The sequence below is a fragment of the Pseudomonas typographi genome, from assembly GCF_014694385.1.
In the GTDB taxonomy this organism is placed as follows: domain Bacteria; phylum Pseudomonadota; class Gammaproteobacteria; order Pseudomonadales; family Pseudomonadaceae; genus Aquipseudomonas; species Aquipseudomonas typographi.
Window position 1 is genome coordinate 93,662 of sequence record NZ_JAAOCA010000005.1, and the last position, 14,159, is coordinate 107,820.

Genomic DNA, 14,159 nt, shown 5'->3' on the forward strand with positions numbered 1-14,159 from the left:
GAAGGTTCAGGGGCCCTATATAGCACGGCGTAGCGCCGATAAACATCAGGCACGGCCCCGGGCCGGCCCCCTGTTCAACGAACTTCGATTCTTTCGCGGCGCAACGAAACCCAAAAGGCCAACTGGGCGAGCACCACCGCCACCAGCAGCACAACAGCAGCGGAGAACGCCGGGTCGTGGCCCACGGAAACGAACGAGGTGCTGATGGCGCCAGCGGTCATTTGCATAAAACCATATAAGCCCGCTGCCGACCCGGTCAGGTGCGGGTTCACACTGAGTGATTTGGTCAGCGCCGACGGGCCGGTCAGGCCGAGCCCACAGGTGTACAGGAAGATCAGCACCAGCACGGCCGCCAGGTTCGCATGGCCGCTGGCGGTCAGGATGACCAACAATACCGCGCTGATCACACTGGCCGTATTACCCCCCAGCAACAGGACGTTAATCGGTACCGTGCGAATCAACCGGCCGGTCAGCGCGTTACCCACCGACATCCCGGCAATCATCAAGCCGAGGTATAACCCCACCTCATGCAGCGGGCGGTGTAGTTCGGTGACGAAAATGAACGGCGCGGCGGCGATGAACGCATAGATCGAGGTGGTCGCCATGCCGCCGCCCACGGCAAACCCTACGAAGCGCGTTGAGCTGAACAAACGCTTGTAGTCGGTCAACATGATCTTGCCGCTGAAGCGCCCCGTGGGCTGGCCCGTTTCCGGCAGCAGCACCCAGGTCGAGGCCAGCGCGATCAAGCCAAGCCCGGCCAGCACCCAGAAAATGGCGCGCCACCCCAACGCCGCGGCAATCACACTGCCGAGGATCGGCGCCAGGCCCGGGCCAACCATCATGATCAGGTTCAGCAGCGCCAGCCGGCTGACCACGGTTTGTGAATCGGAGGTATCCCGCACGATGGCGCGGCCCAAGGCCAACCCGGCACACCCGCCCAGCGCTTGAACCAACCGGGCAGCCACCAGCATCTGCAGGCTGGTGGTGACCGCGGCGGTGACCCCGGCGAGCAAATAAAGGACCAACCCTGCTATCAATGCGGGGCGCCGGCCAAGGGAGTCGGACAACGGCCCATAGATCAATTGCCCCACCGCCAGCCCAATGATGTACATGCTGATGGTCATCTGCGTTTGCGCGACCGTCGCGTGCAGTTCCACGGCAGAGTACGGCAGCGCCGGCACAAACATGTGCATGGCCAGTGTGCCACTCATCGTCACCAATACCAGCAACCACAGCGGTGGTGCAGCCCTGCGCACGGCAGGCGCCTTCATTAGATTTTCCAGCATCGTTCGACGAGCCTCATACTGCGCGCTCCGGCTTTGGGGTTGATGCCGGCAGTCCACATTTAAAAGATGCTGATGGGGTATTCAACGATCACCCGCACCTCATCATGATCGGGCCAGCGCAATCCGCTGCTCGCCCGGTGGGTGGATTGCCTGACGCGAAAACTTAGGTTTTTTGCTTTTCCCGACTGCACAACGTAGCCCACGTCAATATTGCGCTCCCATTCCTTATTGTTCTTGGCGTCCGGGTCATAGGTGCCGATGCGCCGGTAATACGGGTTATTACTGTTGGAGTTGTCCATGCCGTCGCCGCGAATATAACGGGCCATGAAGGTGAGGCCGGGGATGCCAAGCGGCGCCATGTCCAGGTCGTAACGCAACTGCCAGGATTGCTCATTAGGCTCGCTGAAAGGCACCACCGCCCCGGCGTTGCTCAGGTACACCGCACCGCTTTGCGTACCTTCGTAGGCGGCCCAGTCGAACGGCTCATCACCGTCGATTTTCTGGTAGCCCACCGATACCTTGTGGGCGCCAAAGCTGTAACCGGCCATGAACGACCAGGACGTGTTGTCGATCTCGCCCCCTTTGGCCTTGCCATAGTCGTGGGTGTCGAACAGGTTGAAGGCGAACGATAACGCTGTGGTGGCCGTGAGAGGCATCACGTAAGTGGCGTTGACGTACGACTGCCGCCAGATGTCTTTAAGCTGCGAGCCATACAGGATGAAGCTGAGGCGATCATTGACTTGGTACGAGCCGCCCACATAGTCGATGGCACGGGCAGGTGGCAACACCGTGTAGTCGGTGGTGATGTCCCCATCGTTGTGACTGGAGTCGGTGCTACTGGCCGCGGTGAAATGCCCGGCCTGAAGGGTCAACTTGTCCACTTCGTTGCTGACCAGGGTAAAACCGGTGGCCGAGCTAGGCAGCAAGCGGAATTGGTTCGATGAGAACACCGGCACGTTGGGAATCTGTTCACCGTACTTGAGCACTGTCTTGGAGATTTGCATCTTCACCGCCCCGCCCAACTTGGAAAATTCTTGCTCCGGGTGGCCGTCGGCACCCCATGGCATGAGGCTGGTACCGGTGGTGCCACCGCCGCCATCGAGCTTAACGCCGACCATGGCAAACGCATCGAGGCCAAAACCGACGGTGCCCTGGGTAAACCCTGAGCGGTAATAAGACATCAAACCCTGGGCCCACTCCGAGCGGTAGCCATTACGTTCCGAGACGGGCTTGTGCGAATTAGCGCCCAAGTTGTTAACCGAGCCGTTACGCATGCCACGGTAGAAATAAAAGTTACGATTGAGCAGGTCCAGGTGGCTGTCCTCGATAAAGCCCGCTGAATCACTCTGGCTCGCGGCCATGCCCAAGCTAGAGGTGAAAATTCCCACGAGCAGCCCGCAGGCTTGCAAGCCCGACATGCAACGCGCGCGGGCAGGTTGGCGAACATCGAGCTTTTGCATTGTGCTGATTCACTCTTATTGTTATTAGAAAAAAGCCGTGCACGCGGTCATGCGGTTTGCTTTTGCTGCGGTAGTTCCCCTTAAGCGCTAACGTTCGCGGTGGCAGGCAGGCGCGCACCGGCCATGCCCTGTACACACCGCCAGAGCAGCGCCAGCAAATGTCGCTGGGCCACCCCGCTTTGCTCTGCCTGTACGCACATATTCATCATCAACCCGAACAGCATCCGCGCTGTGGTGGCGACATCCGCAATCGATAATTGCCCTTTGGCCTGGCCGGCCCGCAGTACGGCGGCCAGTTCATCGCGGCATTCATCCATAAGCAGCTCCACACGCTGGCGAGCTTGCGCTTCCAACGAACGCAGGTCCCATTGCAAGATCCGTTGTTCATCGCAACGTGATGCCTGAAATTCCACATACACGGCCATGAACACTTGCAGTTGCTTGCTCGGCGACTTGATGCCGCGTTTGCGAAAGCGCCAGCTCTCCAGCAAATCCTCCAGGTACTCCACCACCACCTCGACCAGTAGCTGCTGTTTACTCCGGTAGTGGGTGTAGATCGAACCTGGCTGCAGCCCGCACGCGCTCGCCAGCGCCCGCAGCGACATGCCCTCGAAACCATCATTGGCAATCAACCGCACGGCATGGGTTTTGATCGTCTCGGTCCGGGACATCGTCGTCTCCTTCGTACCCTGCCCAGCGCGGTCGGGCTTAGCGTTGCAGCGGTTCAGTAGGCGCGCGGTGCCCGGGCGTCGGCCTGGACCACGCTCAGGGACATTTCACCAATGGCCTCGATAGCGATCTTGACCCGGTCGCCGGGTGCGAAGGGGCCTACGCCTTCAGGCGTACCAGTGGCGATCACATCACCGGGGTTCAGCGTTAGCACCGAAGAGATCAATTCGATGAGCTCAGGGATGTCAACGATCATGTCGCGGGTGTTGGCGTCTTGCTTGAGCTCATCGTTGACCCACAAGCGATTGCTCAAGTTCTGCGGCTCGGCGACTTCATCAGCGGTCACCAGGTACGGCCCCAGCGGCGTGAACGTGGCGAACGACTTGCGCATGGAGCGCTCTTCTTCGGCTACCCCGGGCTCGATGCGCATGGTGGCGTCGATCAGGCAGCTGTAACCGAACACATATTGCATCGCCTCGGCACGTGGCACATTGCGCGCACGCTTGCCAATGATCACCGCCAGTTCCGATTCGTGATCGAAGCGGCGCTCGGAGCCGTGGGGCAACACGATGCTGCTTCCGGCGCCGACCAGAGAACCAGGCGCCTTGAGGAAGAACCCTTGCTCGCGGGCGGTACGCCCTTTGCTGACCGAGCGCACCCCCAGTTCGCCGACATGCTTGCGGTAATTGGCCGGCGCCGCAAACACGTGCGACGGATAAGGGCTCGGTGGCAATAATTGAACCTCGGCCAAGGCCAGTGGTTGTGCGCCATGTTGTAGCGCCTGGACCTGTTCACGCACGCCCTGCCAATGGCCGATCAACCAGTTCATGCGTTGTTCTGGCATTGCGTCCAGGGCCGCAGGCACCACTGCGGTGATGTCGAACAGTTGATCGCCTGCGATAACACCCAATCGATATTCACCGAACACTGCCAGCTTCATTGTGCCGCTCCTATGACTTGACGGGCCTCGCCTTGCTCCAGCCCTTCTTCTCGGTAATACCCCAGTGCTTTCACGGCCGGCAGATCGTCGACCTCGAACAGCACCGCTTCCTGGGTGGTTTGGTTAACGTGTTGGTGCCACGACCACGGCGCGATGGCCAGAAAGTCACCCGGTGCCCAGTCATAGCGCTGGCCGTCGACAATGGTGCTGCCATGGCCGCGCAGGGCGCAGTAAAGCTTGCTACCGGTGTGCCGCCGAGGCTGCCCCTGAAAACCGGGGCGCAGTTTAAGCAGGCTCATCCCCATGGTTTTCATGGCCGCCCCCCCGTTTACCGGGTCTTGGTACTCCAGCACCACGTCCTCGAACGGGTCGGGCTGCAACCCTTCGGCCAGGGCCAACGCCGCCTCGGCTTGTTGGCGCGGATACACCAGTAGCGGATTGACGGCGTTGGGCCGGGCCGCGCGCGGGCTGCGCATGATGCCGCTGCCGAATGCGCGCCAGGAGTGTTCGGGCACGTCGTTCACCGGTTGCATTTGCCGGTCATAAGGCTCGAAAAATGTGGCATGCAGCGAACGCGAAAGGCTGATATCGAGCACGTCGAGCCAGATCATCGGCTCATCGCCGCGGTGCACATGATCGTGCCAGGCCATGCTCGGGGTCAGCACCAGGTCACCTTCGTGCATCGAATACATCTCGCCGTCGACGGTGGTGGTGCAACCGCTGCCTTTAAGGATAAAACGGAACGCATTGGCGGTATGGCGATGCGCTTCGGCCACCTCACCAGGCAGGATGTACTGGATCGACGCCCAGAACGTGTGGGTGGTACCGAATGGCAGCCCAGGGTTGGCCAGCCGCAAGGTGCGGCGCTGCCCGCCGGAACCGATGGCGATCGCTTGGCCTACGCGCTCCAGCAACGGTTCCAGGTCTGCCCAGCGCCAATGCACGGTGCGCATGTCGGAGCGGGGTTCGCGGGTGAACAGCGGCGGGTCGTCTGGCTGGTGAATACGACAATCGAAACGCGCCAGGTCATCTTTCAAGGCTTTGCGTGCCTGGCCGTCGACCATGGACGGTTCAGCGGTGGGTCCGGTTGCGGGCGAGCTCATTATTGTTATCCTTTTATTTGTAAAAGGTTGAACCATTATAAAAAAACCGAGAAATGATGCAAGGGCCTTTCGGGAAATAACTGGAAACCTTCAACGGTGCAGTTGATACCAGCGCACACCCTGCGCATCGAGCCGAGCGCTGATTTCGCCGCGGTGCAGCAACAGGTTCAGGTGGGAGATAGCCTCCCCGGTGGCCATGCGGTATTGCGTCGGGTTGCTTGAATCGATTGACCGACGAAACAACACCTCGAACAGATCGACCACCCGCGCCGGTGTGCGCAAGGCGTTGCGCAGGTCGGCAAGCCCCTTCACCACCGACTCACGCAGTGTTTCGACACGGCGATGCAAGCCATGGAAGCATTCGTTGTGCGAAGGCAGCACCAGCACATCGTCGGGCACTTGTAGGGCGATACGCCCCAGCGAGCTGTACCAGTCATCCAGCGGGTCCGCCTCGGGCTCATAGGGGTGGGTGGATACGTTCGAGGAGATCCTCGGCAGCACCTGGTCGCCTGCGATGTACAGCTTAAGCTCGGGGCAATACAGCGACGCATGCTCAGGGGAGTGGCCGCAGGTGAGCAAGACCTTCCAGCGGTGCCCACCTATCAGAATGTTTTCACCGTCGCGAAGGCGGCGATAACTGCTCGGCAAGGCGTGAAACTGCTGGGCGTATCGGCCCGCCCATGCCGCGAAGGTGTCAATGGCTTCGGTATCCCAGCCCGCTTGCTGGTAGAACTGCCGCCAGGCATGGGGCAATGGCCGCCCGGCTTCGGCAATGGTCAACCGCGCCTGCAAGTACTCTTGCCGGGCCATCCACAGCGAACAGGCGAAGCGCTCGCAGAACCAACCGGCCATGCCGACATGGTCAACGTGCATGTGGGTCACGATCACCCGGCGTATTGGGCGTGCATCGGGCCAGTTATCCAGAAGCTGCTGCCAGGTTTCGACACTGGCGGTGGAATACAAGCCGGTATCGATCAGGGTCCAGCCGTCGTCGTCCGCCAGCGCCCACACATTGATGTGGTCAAGGGCAAACGGCAGCGGCAGGCGAACCCAATAAATGCCCTGCGCGACCGGCAGCAACTGCCCGGCCGCGGGCAACTGGGCAAATGGATAGCGCAAACCCTGGGCCACGGAGCGCTCACGGTCGCGGTGCCACTTTTCAACGGCAGCGGTCACGGCGCCATCTCCTGAAGCCACTGGGCCAATACCGCCTTTTGCACCTTGAGCGATGCACTGCGCGGGAAGCTGTCGAAATGAGCCACACGCTCTGGCCAGGCATACCGGGCCACCCCTCGGCTTTCGAGCCAGGCACAAAGTTCGGCAAGGGTGATGGCGGCCTTGTCGCAGGTGATCACACAGGCGCACGCCCGTTCACCCAGGCGTTCATCGGGGTAACCGACCAGTGCCACGTGTTCGATACGCGGGTGGCACACCAGCACCGCCTCGGTATCTCCGGGGTAGATATTCACCCCGCCGCGGCGAATCACGTCTTTTTCACGGGCGACGTACACCACATGGCCATCGGCGTCCAGGCGCCCCAGGTCGCCGGTTCGCAGCCAACCGTCGGCGAGCAGGGTTTTGCTCGTCAGTGAAGGGTTGCCGTAATAACCCAGGAAACAACACGGCCCTCGCACCAGGATTTCGCCGACCTCACCGCTAGGCAGTGCTTCGCCCCGGGCGTCGACGATGCGTACTTCATTGCCCGGTAGCGGTGCGCCGTCGGACCCAAGCTGGCTGGCCAGCGTGTCTTGCGGTCGGGAGCTGGCCAGCCCCAGGCATTCGGACATTCCATAGGCGGCGAACGGCTGTGGGCACAGCCGCTCACGCACGGCCAGCCGTTGCTCACGGGATAACCCGCTCATCGAGCAATGCCGAAACGAAGCCACATCGACTTCGCCCAACAGCGGCGAATGCAGCAGGTCATGAACATGGGTGGGCATGAGCAAGCCGTAAGTGATGCGATGCCGGGCAATAAGCCGCAGAGCATCATCGCCGTTCCAACTGCGCATCACCACGGTGGTCAAGCCCAGCACCGCGCAGGCAAGCAACCCAAATACCGCGCTGCCGACAAAACCGAATTGCGCGGCCACCAGGCAGATGTCATCAACACTCACCTGTTGCGCCAGGGCCCGCTGCACAATTGCAAAACGCAGGGTATTGGCCGAGTGCATCACCCCTTTTGGCGTGCCGGTGGTCCCGGAGGAGTACACCAGCAGCGCCAGCGCCTGGGCATCTACCGGGGCGTGGAGCCATTGCCCGGTGCCCGCCGATAGCTGCGACCACGTGCAGGCATGCGCTGCGCCCTGGTAATCGTCAGGCACCACCAGCGTGGTCGTGGTGCCAGCCGCCTGTACGCCTTCTATGGCCCGGGTTATTTCTTTGGGTTCGCCCAGGGCAATCAACATTCGCGCATCGGCGTTGCCGCAAATCGCCGCGATTTGGCTGGCAGAGAACATCGGCGGGATGGGTGCCATGACCGCCCCAAGGCAGGCACAGGCGAGCATGCTCAGCGTAGCGTCGATGGAGTTACGCGCCTGGATCAGCACCAAATCGCCCGGGCGCAGGCCCTGCCGGTGCATGCCGCCAGCAAGCCGGCTGGCCGCGCCGATCAATTGGTCGAATGTCAGCGATCGGTCGTCCTCGATCAGCGCTACTTTTTCCGGGTGCCGGGCGGCGGCTCCGTACACGCTGGCCCATAAATCTTCCGTGCGCCAGAAGCCCCGCCGGTAGTAACTGGCGTGGCGCACATCGCGCTCGTCGGGTACGACGCTCGCCGGCATTTGCTCGACCTGTTTCATAGCCCCTGCCTCAACCTGCTGGCGTTTCGGCCACCGCCGGCCGGGTGATTCCGAACTCGGCGAAGACTTCTTCGGTGTGCTGCCCCAACACCGGCGGCGGGGTGCGGGTGCTGGGCGGGGTCTCGGACAGCTTGATCGGGTTGGTGATCAACTTGAATTTGCCCGACAGCGGGTGATCGACCTCCACCACCAGCTCGCGCTGCACCCGTGGGCTTTCGAACACTTCAGGGAAGGTCAGCACCGGGGAATACATCACACCCGCCGCCAAGAGTTTTTCGTCCCAATACTTCATGGGCCGCTTGGCGAAGGCCTGGGCCACGCCCTGGTCAACGATTTCGCGGTGCGCCAACCGGCCATCCTTGGTCGCCAAGCGCTGATCAGCCAACAACTCCGGCGCTTCCAGCGCTTCGGCCAACGCCCGCCAGAATTTATCGGTATGGGCGATGATCATGATGAAGCGGTCGTCGGCAGTCTGGTAGGTGTTGTAAGGCACGATCTGCCAATGGGCGTTGCCGATCCGCCCGGGGGTTTCCCCGGTGGTGAAATAGTAAGCATCACGGGGGATCATGCTGAAGATGGTGGCATCGAGCATCGACAGGTCGACCAATTGGCCGCAGCCGGTCTTGTTGCGGGATTCCAGCGCCGCCATCACACCGATGGTGGACAACAGCGGGGTGATCAAATCGCTGTAGGGCATGCCGGTTTTCAGCGGCCCGGTGTGCTCATCGCCGGTCAATTGCATGATGCCGCTCATGGCCTGGACCACCGGGTCCATGCCGGGGCGCTTGGCATCCGGGCCGTCGCGGCCGAACGCCGAGGTTGAGCAATAAATCATGCGGGGGTTGAGCGGCTTGAGCGTTTCGTAATCGATGCCCAGTTTCTTCGCAACGCCCGGGCGGAAATTCTCCACCACGATGTCGACCTGCGCCGCCAACTGGTGCGCCACAGCCTGCCCCTCGGCGCTGGTGAGGTCGATGATGACGCTGCGCTTGTTACGGTTGAGGGTCAGAAAGTACACCGCGTCTTCACCGAGGAAGGTTTCCCCCGTTTTGCGCATGGTGTCGCCTTCGGGTGGCTCGACCTTGATAACGTCCGCGCCGAAATCCGCCAGGAGCATGGTCCCGAACGGACCGTTCATCATTTGTGTGAAATCCAGGACTCGCAGCCCTTCCAGTGCACCTGCCATAACGTTGTATCTCCTTGGACGTTCGATACTATTTTTATAAATGGATCATTGGATGAACCATTGATTTCACAATCAAGCAACCTTAGCGGTTTGTCAAGCGACATACCGCGGCTAAGGTGCTTTCTAAAGGATGGGCGACAAATCAGTGGTGGCCTGTGGCTCACCGGCCACAGGCTCAACTGCGCCTTGCGGCGGGGTGTGTGCGGCAAGGATCAGGTCTGAGATGCGTTCGGCAACCATCATGGTCGGGAAATTGATATTGCCACTGGGCAGGCTGGGGAAAATCGATGCATCGACCACCCGTAGCCCTTCCACCTCACGCACCCGCCCCTGCGCGTCGGTCACCGCCATCGGGTCGTCGGCGCGGCCCATACGGCAGGTGCAACCGGGGTGCCATACCCCCACGCAGGCCTTGGCAATGAACTCGCGCAACAGTTGCTCATCGGCCAGCACGTCGGATAGCGTCGGCCCACCCGCCACGACCTTGGTCATCAGGTACTTACGCAGTATGGCCGGCCCGTCCAACAGCCATGCCAACAGTTGGGTGATGATCTTGTTGCGCGTGCTGAGCATGCCTACTTGGCGAACCTTTTCGCTATAGCTGGCCGGGAACGGCTCTGACGTGGCTTCGGCCATGGCCTCGCTGGCCTGGATCGCCGCCATGCGGTGAAAGCCATCGGCCAGGCGATCCATGTCGCGCGGGTCGGCCAGCAGGTTCAGCTCGACCTTCGGGGACGCCTGCCAGTCGCTGGACTCCAAAGTGACCTGGCCGGAGGCCGAATAAGGCTTATTCACGTACATCAGCATGGTGCCGACCCGCTCACCCACGGCGTGCCATGAAGTTTTGCTGACGCCTGCGACGAACATGTCGCCGGCGGGCGCATTGTGCATGCCAGAGGAGTAACGCCAGCCCAGCATGATGTGCCGACGCGTATGGTGGTTGATCCGGGCCGGCTTTTTGATGAACGACGCCAGCGCGATGGCCGGGTGTTCCATGAGGTGCTGGCCCACGCCGGGAACGTCCGCCACCAACGGCACGCCATGTGCCTTCAGGTGCGCCGCGGGGCCCACGCCGGAGCGCATCAGCAATGCCGGCGAATGAATCGCGCCGGCACTGACGATCACTTCCCGGGCCGAGAACTGAACTGGGCCGCCCTCCCCCTGCACCTCGACCCCGCAACAGCGGTTACCGTCGAACAGCAGCCGGCTGACCTGGCTATTGGCGCGGATGGTCAGATTGGGGCGTTGGCGGGTGGGCGCATCCAGGTAGGCCATGGCCGCCGAAACCCGGCGTTCGTTCTCGTTGGAAATGGCAATCGGAAAATAACCTTCCTCGAACACGCCGTTCTGGTCAGGCAGGTATTGATACCCTGCCTGCTCCAGCGCCTCGGCCAGCGCCAGTGGATGGCCCGGCCAGTGGTCTGGCAAGATGCGCCGCACCGGTATGCGCCCCTCTTTACCGTGCAGTGGCCCGTCGAAATCAAGGTCGCGCTCGACCTTCTTGAAGTACGGCAACACCTGGTCCCAGCTCCACCCTTCAGCCCCCAGGGCCTGCCATTCGTCATAGTCGCTGGGGCCGCCCCGGTTGAAGAACTGGCCGTTGATCGACGAGCCACCGCCCATGATCCGCGCCTGCTCATACTTGCGCAGCGCCACCGCGGGCCCACCCCGCCAGGCTTGGGTGGTCACCCGCAGCTTTTGCCAAAGAAAACCCGGGTTCAGGTACGCCGTGCCGGGGTAACTGTCCAAAACGGCAGCGGGCACTTGCCCTTCAGGGGTATCCATACCCGCCTCGCAGAGCAGCACGCTGATCTGCGGGTCGGTAGACAGGCGATGAGCAAGCACGGAGCCTGCCGAACCGCCGCCGATGATGATGTAATCGTACACAGTCGCGACTCCTGCTGCGCTCGCCATCGTCAATCCTGGCCCAGGTTGATGGCGACGCTTTTCAGTTCCGAATAGAGTTCCAGGGCTTCACGGCCGCGCTCGCGCCCCCAGCCCGATTGTTTGAAACCGCCGAAGGGCAACGCAGGGTCATTGACCATGTGCGCGTTGACCGACACGGAACCGGCGCGGATGCGCTTGGCCAGCTTATGGGCCTTGCCGATGTCTTGGGTCCAAATGCCCGCGAACAGGCCGTACTCCGTGTCGTTGGCCAAGGCTGCAACGCTGGCGAGGTCATCGTCGTCGAAGGGCATCGCGCACAGCACCGGGCCAAAGATTTCCTCGCGCACCACACTCAATCGCGCATCGGTGTCGGCCAGCACCGTGGGGGGTACGAAATACCCCCCCTCGATGGCCGGGCGCTGGCTGGACACCACGGTGGCGCCGCCTTCACGCCCGGCTTCGATGTAACGCTGCACGCGCTCCATCTGTACTTTCGAGATCAGCGGGCCAAGGTCATTGCCCGCTTCCATGCCGTGGCCGAGCTGCAGTCGGTCGCCATACGCGGCGATGTCGGCGACCACTTGATCGTAGACCTTGCGGTGTACATAAAGCCGCGACCCGGCCGAGCAAACCTGGCCGCTGTTGAAGAAGATCGCGTTCGCCGCACCCGGTATGGCCGCGGCCAAGTCGGCGTCCGGGAAGATGAACACTGGGGATTTACCACCCAGTTCCAAGGTGACTTTTTTCAGGTTGCCCAACGCGGCTTGAACGATCCGCTTACCGGTCGCCGTCGAGCCGGTAAAGGCCACCTTATCGACGCCCGGGTGCGCGGCCAGCGCGGCCCCCGCATCACCGCCAAAGCCTGTGACGATGTTCACCACACCGGCTGGGAAGCCGGCTTCCATGATCAACTCGCCCAGGCGCAATGCATTGAGCGGCGTTTGCTCGGCCGGCTTGAGTACCACCGTGCAACCGGCGGCCAGCGCAGGCGCCAGCTTCCAAATGGCCATCGACAAGGGGAAGTTCCAGGGAATGATCTGCCCCACCACACCGACGGGCTCGCGCACCGTATACGCGTGCCAGGTGCCCGGCATCGACAGCGGCACCGCCTCGCCCGTGAGCTTGGTGACCCAGCCCGCCATGTAACGCACCATTTCAGCGGTGCCGGTGATGCCGCGGCGGGCGAACGCCAGTGGCTTGCCGTTATCCATCACTTCCAGTTCGGCCAACTCGTCGCCGTGCTGCTCGATCAAGTCGGCCAGGCGCAGCAACAGCCGGGTACGGTCGGCGGGCTTGCAGCGCGCCCAGTCCCCCGCTTCGAACGCCCGGCGTGCCGCAGCCACCGCCAGGTCGATGTCCGCGGCTTGGCCTTCGGCCACACGGGCAATCAGCCGGCCGGTGCCGGGGTCTTCAACGTCGAATTGCTTGCCGGCGCTGGGCGCGACCCAGCGCCCGTCGATCAGCAAGCGGTGTTCACGCTGTATGAATTGGGCGGCGGTCTGGCTCAGTTGCGGATGCAAATTGGACATGAATACATTCCTTATTCTTGTAAGGGGGCTGCTGGCGCCTTACACCGGTTGCGCGGCCAGGGGCTCGGCAACGGGCAGAAGGCTTTTCAGGTCGACATTCAGGTCTTGTGCTTGCTGCGGCTGGACCTCGACCCCAGCGTTGAGCAACCTTCGCGCCGCCATGTGATCGGCAGGCCGCGCCACCGATTCGACGGCGACCAGGCGCCCGGCACGGAACAGGTAGGCAGAAAAACTCAACGTTTGCGCATCACCACGGATCACGCATTGGTCAGCGCCATGGGATAAGCCGGCGATCTGCAGTTTCAGCCCACCCTGGTCGCTCCAGAACCAGGGCGCGGCATCGTAGGGTGCGCGGTTGCCGGTCAGGGTTCTGGCCAGGCAGCGGGCCTGGTCCATCGCGTTCTGTACCGACTCGATGCGGCACAGGCCCAACGAGAAGCGCGACTCGAACGCGGCACAGTCGCCAATCGCCGAAATGGCCGGGTCCTCGGTGTTCAGGAAGGCGTCAACGACGATGCCGTTTTCACAGCGCAAGCCTGCGTCCTGGGCCAGTTCCACATTGGGTTGAACGCCAATGCTGCTGATCAACAAGTCCGCCTCGATCACCTCGCCCTCGCGGGTCACCACCCGGCAACGACCAGGCGCAGGCTCATCCAGGGCCGCCAGAGTGGTTCCCAGTAAAAAGCGCACGCCCAGGGCTTCATGGTGGCGGCGGAACGCCGCCGCCACCGGGGCGCTGATCGCCCTGCCCATCAGCGTTGGCCCCGCCTCGATAACGGTGACGGCCAGGCCTTTTTTGGCGGCCACCGCGGCAAACTCCAGGCCTAGAAAACCTGCACCGACGACGACGACCTCACGGGCGCCACCGAGGCGCTCGCGCATGTTGCCGGCGTCGTCGAGGCCACGCAGGTTGACCAGCCACGGGTAGGGTTTATCCAGGCCCGGCAGGTTGCGGTTGCGGGCACCGGTGGCCAACACCAGGTGGCTATACGGCAAGCGCACGCCCGTAGCGGTTTCGACGAACCGGCTGGCACGGTCGATGCGGGTGACCCTCGCGCCCAGATGCAGCTCGATGTCACGCTTTTGAAAGTGTTCGCGAGACTGAAAGAACAGGCTGTCGATTTCGCAATCGCCGTTCATGAAGGCCTTCGACAACGGGGGCCGCTGATAAGGCAAATGCGCCTCGTCACCGACCAGGCGAATGGTCCCGGCATACCCCTCATCCCGAAGAAAACCCACGAGTTGAAACGCAGCCTGGCCAGTGCCGACCACCACGATTCCATCATCAGCCATGACATCCC

The 14,159-nt window shown here is 62.3% G+C and carries 11 protein-coding genes; all 11 read right to left on the minus strand.

Going from position 1 to position 14,159, the window contains the following annotated elements; genetic code table 11:
• Nucleotides 1–74: 74 nt before the first annotated feature.
• The 11 genes from HAQ05_RS05095 to HAQ05_RS05145 all read right to left on the minus strand — a co-directional run bounded on the left by HAQ05_RS05095 (nucleotide 75) and on the right by HAQ05_RS05145 (nucleotide 14,151).
• Nucleotides 75–1,271 carry a multidrug effflux MFS transporter gene (locus tag HAQ05_RS05095; RefSeq protein WP_190418075.1) on the minus strand — a complete coding sequence of 399 codons (1,197 nt, stop codon included), beginning with the start codon at nucleotides 1,269–1,271 and terminating at the stop codon, nucleotides 75–77.
• 74 nt (nucleotides 1,272–1,345) lie between these two features.
• Nucleotides 1,346–2,746: an OprD family porin gene (locus HAQ05_RS05100; RefSeq protein ID WP_238935159.1), complete on the minus strand. Its 1,401-nt coding sequence runs from the start codon at nucleotides 2,744–2,746 to the stop codon at nucleotides 1,346–1,348.
• 80 nt (nucleotides 2,747–2,826) lie between these two features.
• Complete coding sequence (locus HAQ05_RS05105) at nucleotides 2,827–3,417, minus strand: TetR/AcrR family transcriptional regulator (protein ID WP_190418077.1); 591 nt, start codon at nucleotides 3,415–3,417, stop codon at nucleotides 2,827–2,829.
• Between the two features lie 53 nt (nucleotides 3,418–3,470).
• A complete protein-coding gene (locus HAQ05_RS05110) occupies nucleotides 3,471–4,355 on the minus strand; it encodes a fumarylacetoacetate hydrolase family protein (protein WP_190418080.1) in 885 nt (294 codons plus the stop codon).
• Nucleotides 4,352–5,458 carry a cupin domain-containing protein gene (locus tag HAQ05_RS05115; RefSeq protein WP_190418082.1) on the minus strand — a complete coding sequence of 369 codons (1,107 nt, stop codon included), beginning with the start codon at nucleotides 5,456–5,458 and terminating at the stop codon, nucleotides 4,352–4,354. The genes HAQ05_RS05110 and HAQ05_RS05115 overlap by 4 nt, the downstream gene beginning before the upstream one ends.
• 90 nt (nucleotides 5,459–5,548) lie before the next feature.
• Nucleotides 5,549–6,634, minus strand: coding sequence for an MBL fold metallo-hydrolase (locus tag HAQ05_RS05120; protein ID WP_190418084.1), 1,086 nt, complete (start codon nucleotides 6,632–6,634; stop codon nucleotides 5,549–5,551).
• Entirely contained in the window at nucleotides 6,631–8,256 is a 1,626-nt protein-coding gene (locus HAQ05_RS05125; protein WP_190418086.1) for a class I adenylate-forming enzyme family protein, read from the minus strand. The genes HAQ05_RS05120 and HAQ05_RS05125 overlap by 4 nt, the downstream gene beginning before the upstream one ends.
• A gap of 10 nt (nucleotides 8,257–8,266) precedes the next feature.
• Nucleotides 8,267–9,442, minus strand: a complete 1,176-nt coding sequence (locus HAQ05_RS05130; RefSeq protein WP_190418088.1) for a CaiB/BaiF CoA transferase family protein — start codon at nucleotides 9,440–9,442, stop codon at nucleotides 8,267–8,269.
• 123 nt (nucleotides 9,443–9,565) lie between these two features.
• The gene (locus HAQ05_RS05135) at nucleotides 9,566–11,329 is read right to left on the minus strand and encodes a GMC family oxidoreductase N-terminal domain-containing protein (RefSeq protein WP_190418090.1); all 1,764 of its coding nucleotides are present in this window, start codon (nucleotides 11,327–11,329) and stop codon (nucleotides 9,566–9,568) included.
• Between the two features lie 29 nt (nucleotides 11,330–11,358).
• Nucleotides 11,359–12,858 carry an aldehyde dehydrogenase family protein gene (locus HAQ05_RS05140; RefSeq protein ID WP_190418092.1) on the minus strand — a complete coding sequence of 500 codons (1,500 nt, stop codon included), beginning with the start codon at nucleotides 12,856–12,858 and terminating at the stop codon, nucleotides 11,359–11,361.
• Nucleotides 12,859–12,897: 39 nt separating this feature from the next.
• The gene (locus tag HAQ05_RS05145) at nucleotides 12,898–14,151 is read right to left on the minus strand and encodes an NAD(P)/FAD-dependent oxidoreductase (protein WP_190418094.1); all 1,254 of its coding nucleotides are present in this window, start codon (nucleotides 14,149–14,151) and stop codon (nucleotides 12,898–12,900) included.
• Nucleotides 14,152–14,159 lie beyond the last annotated feature (8 nt).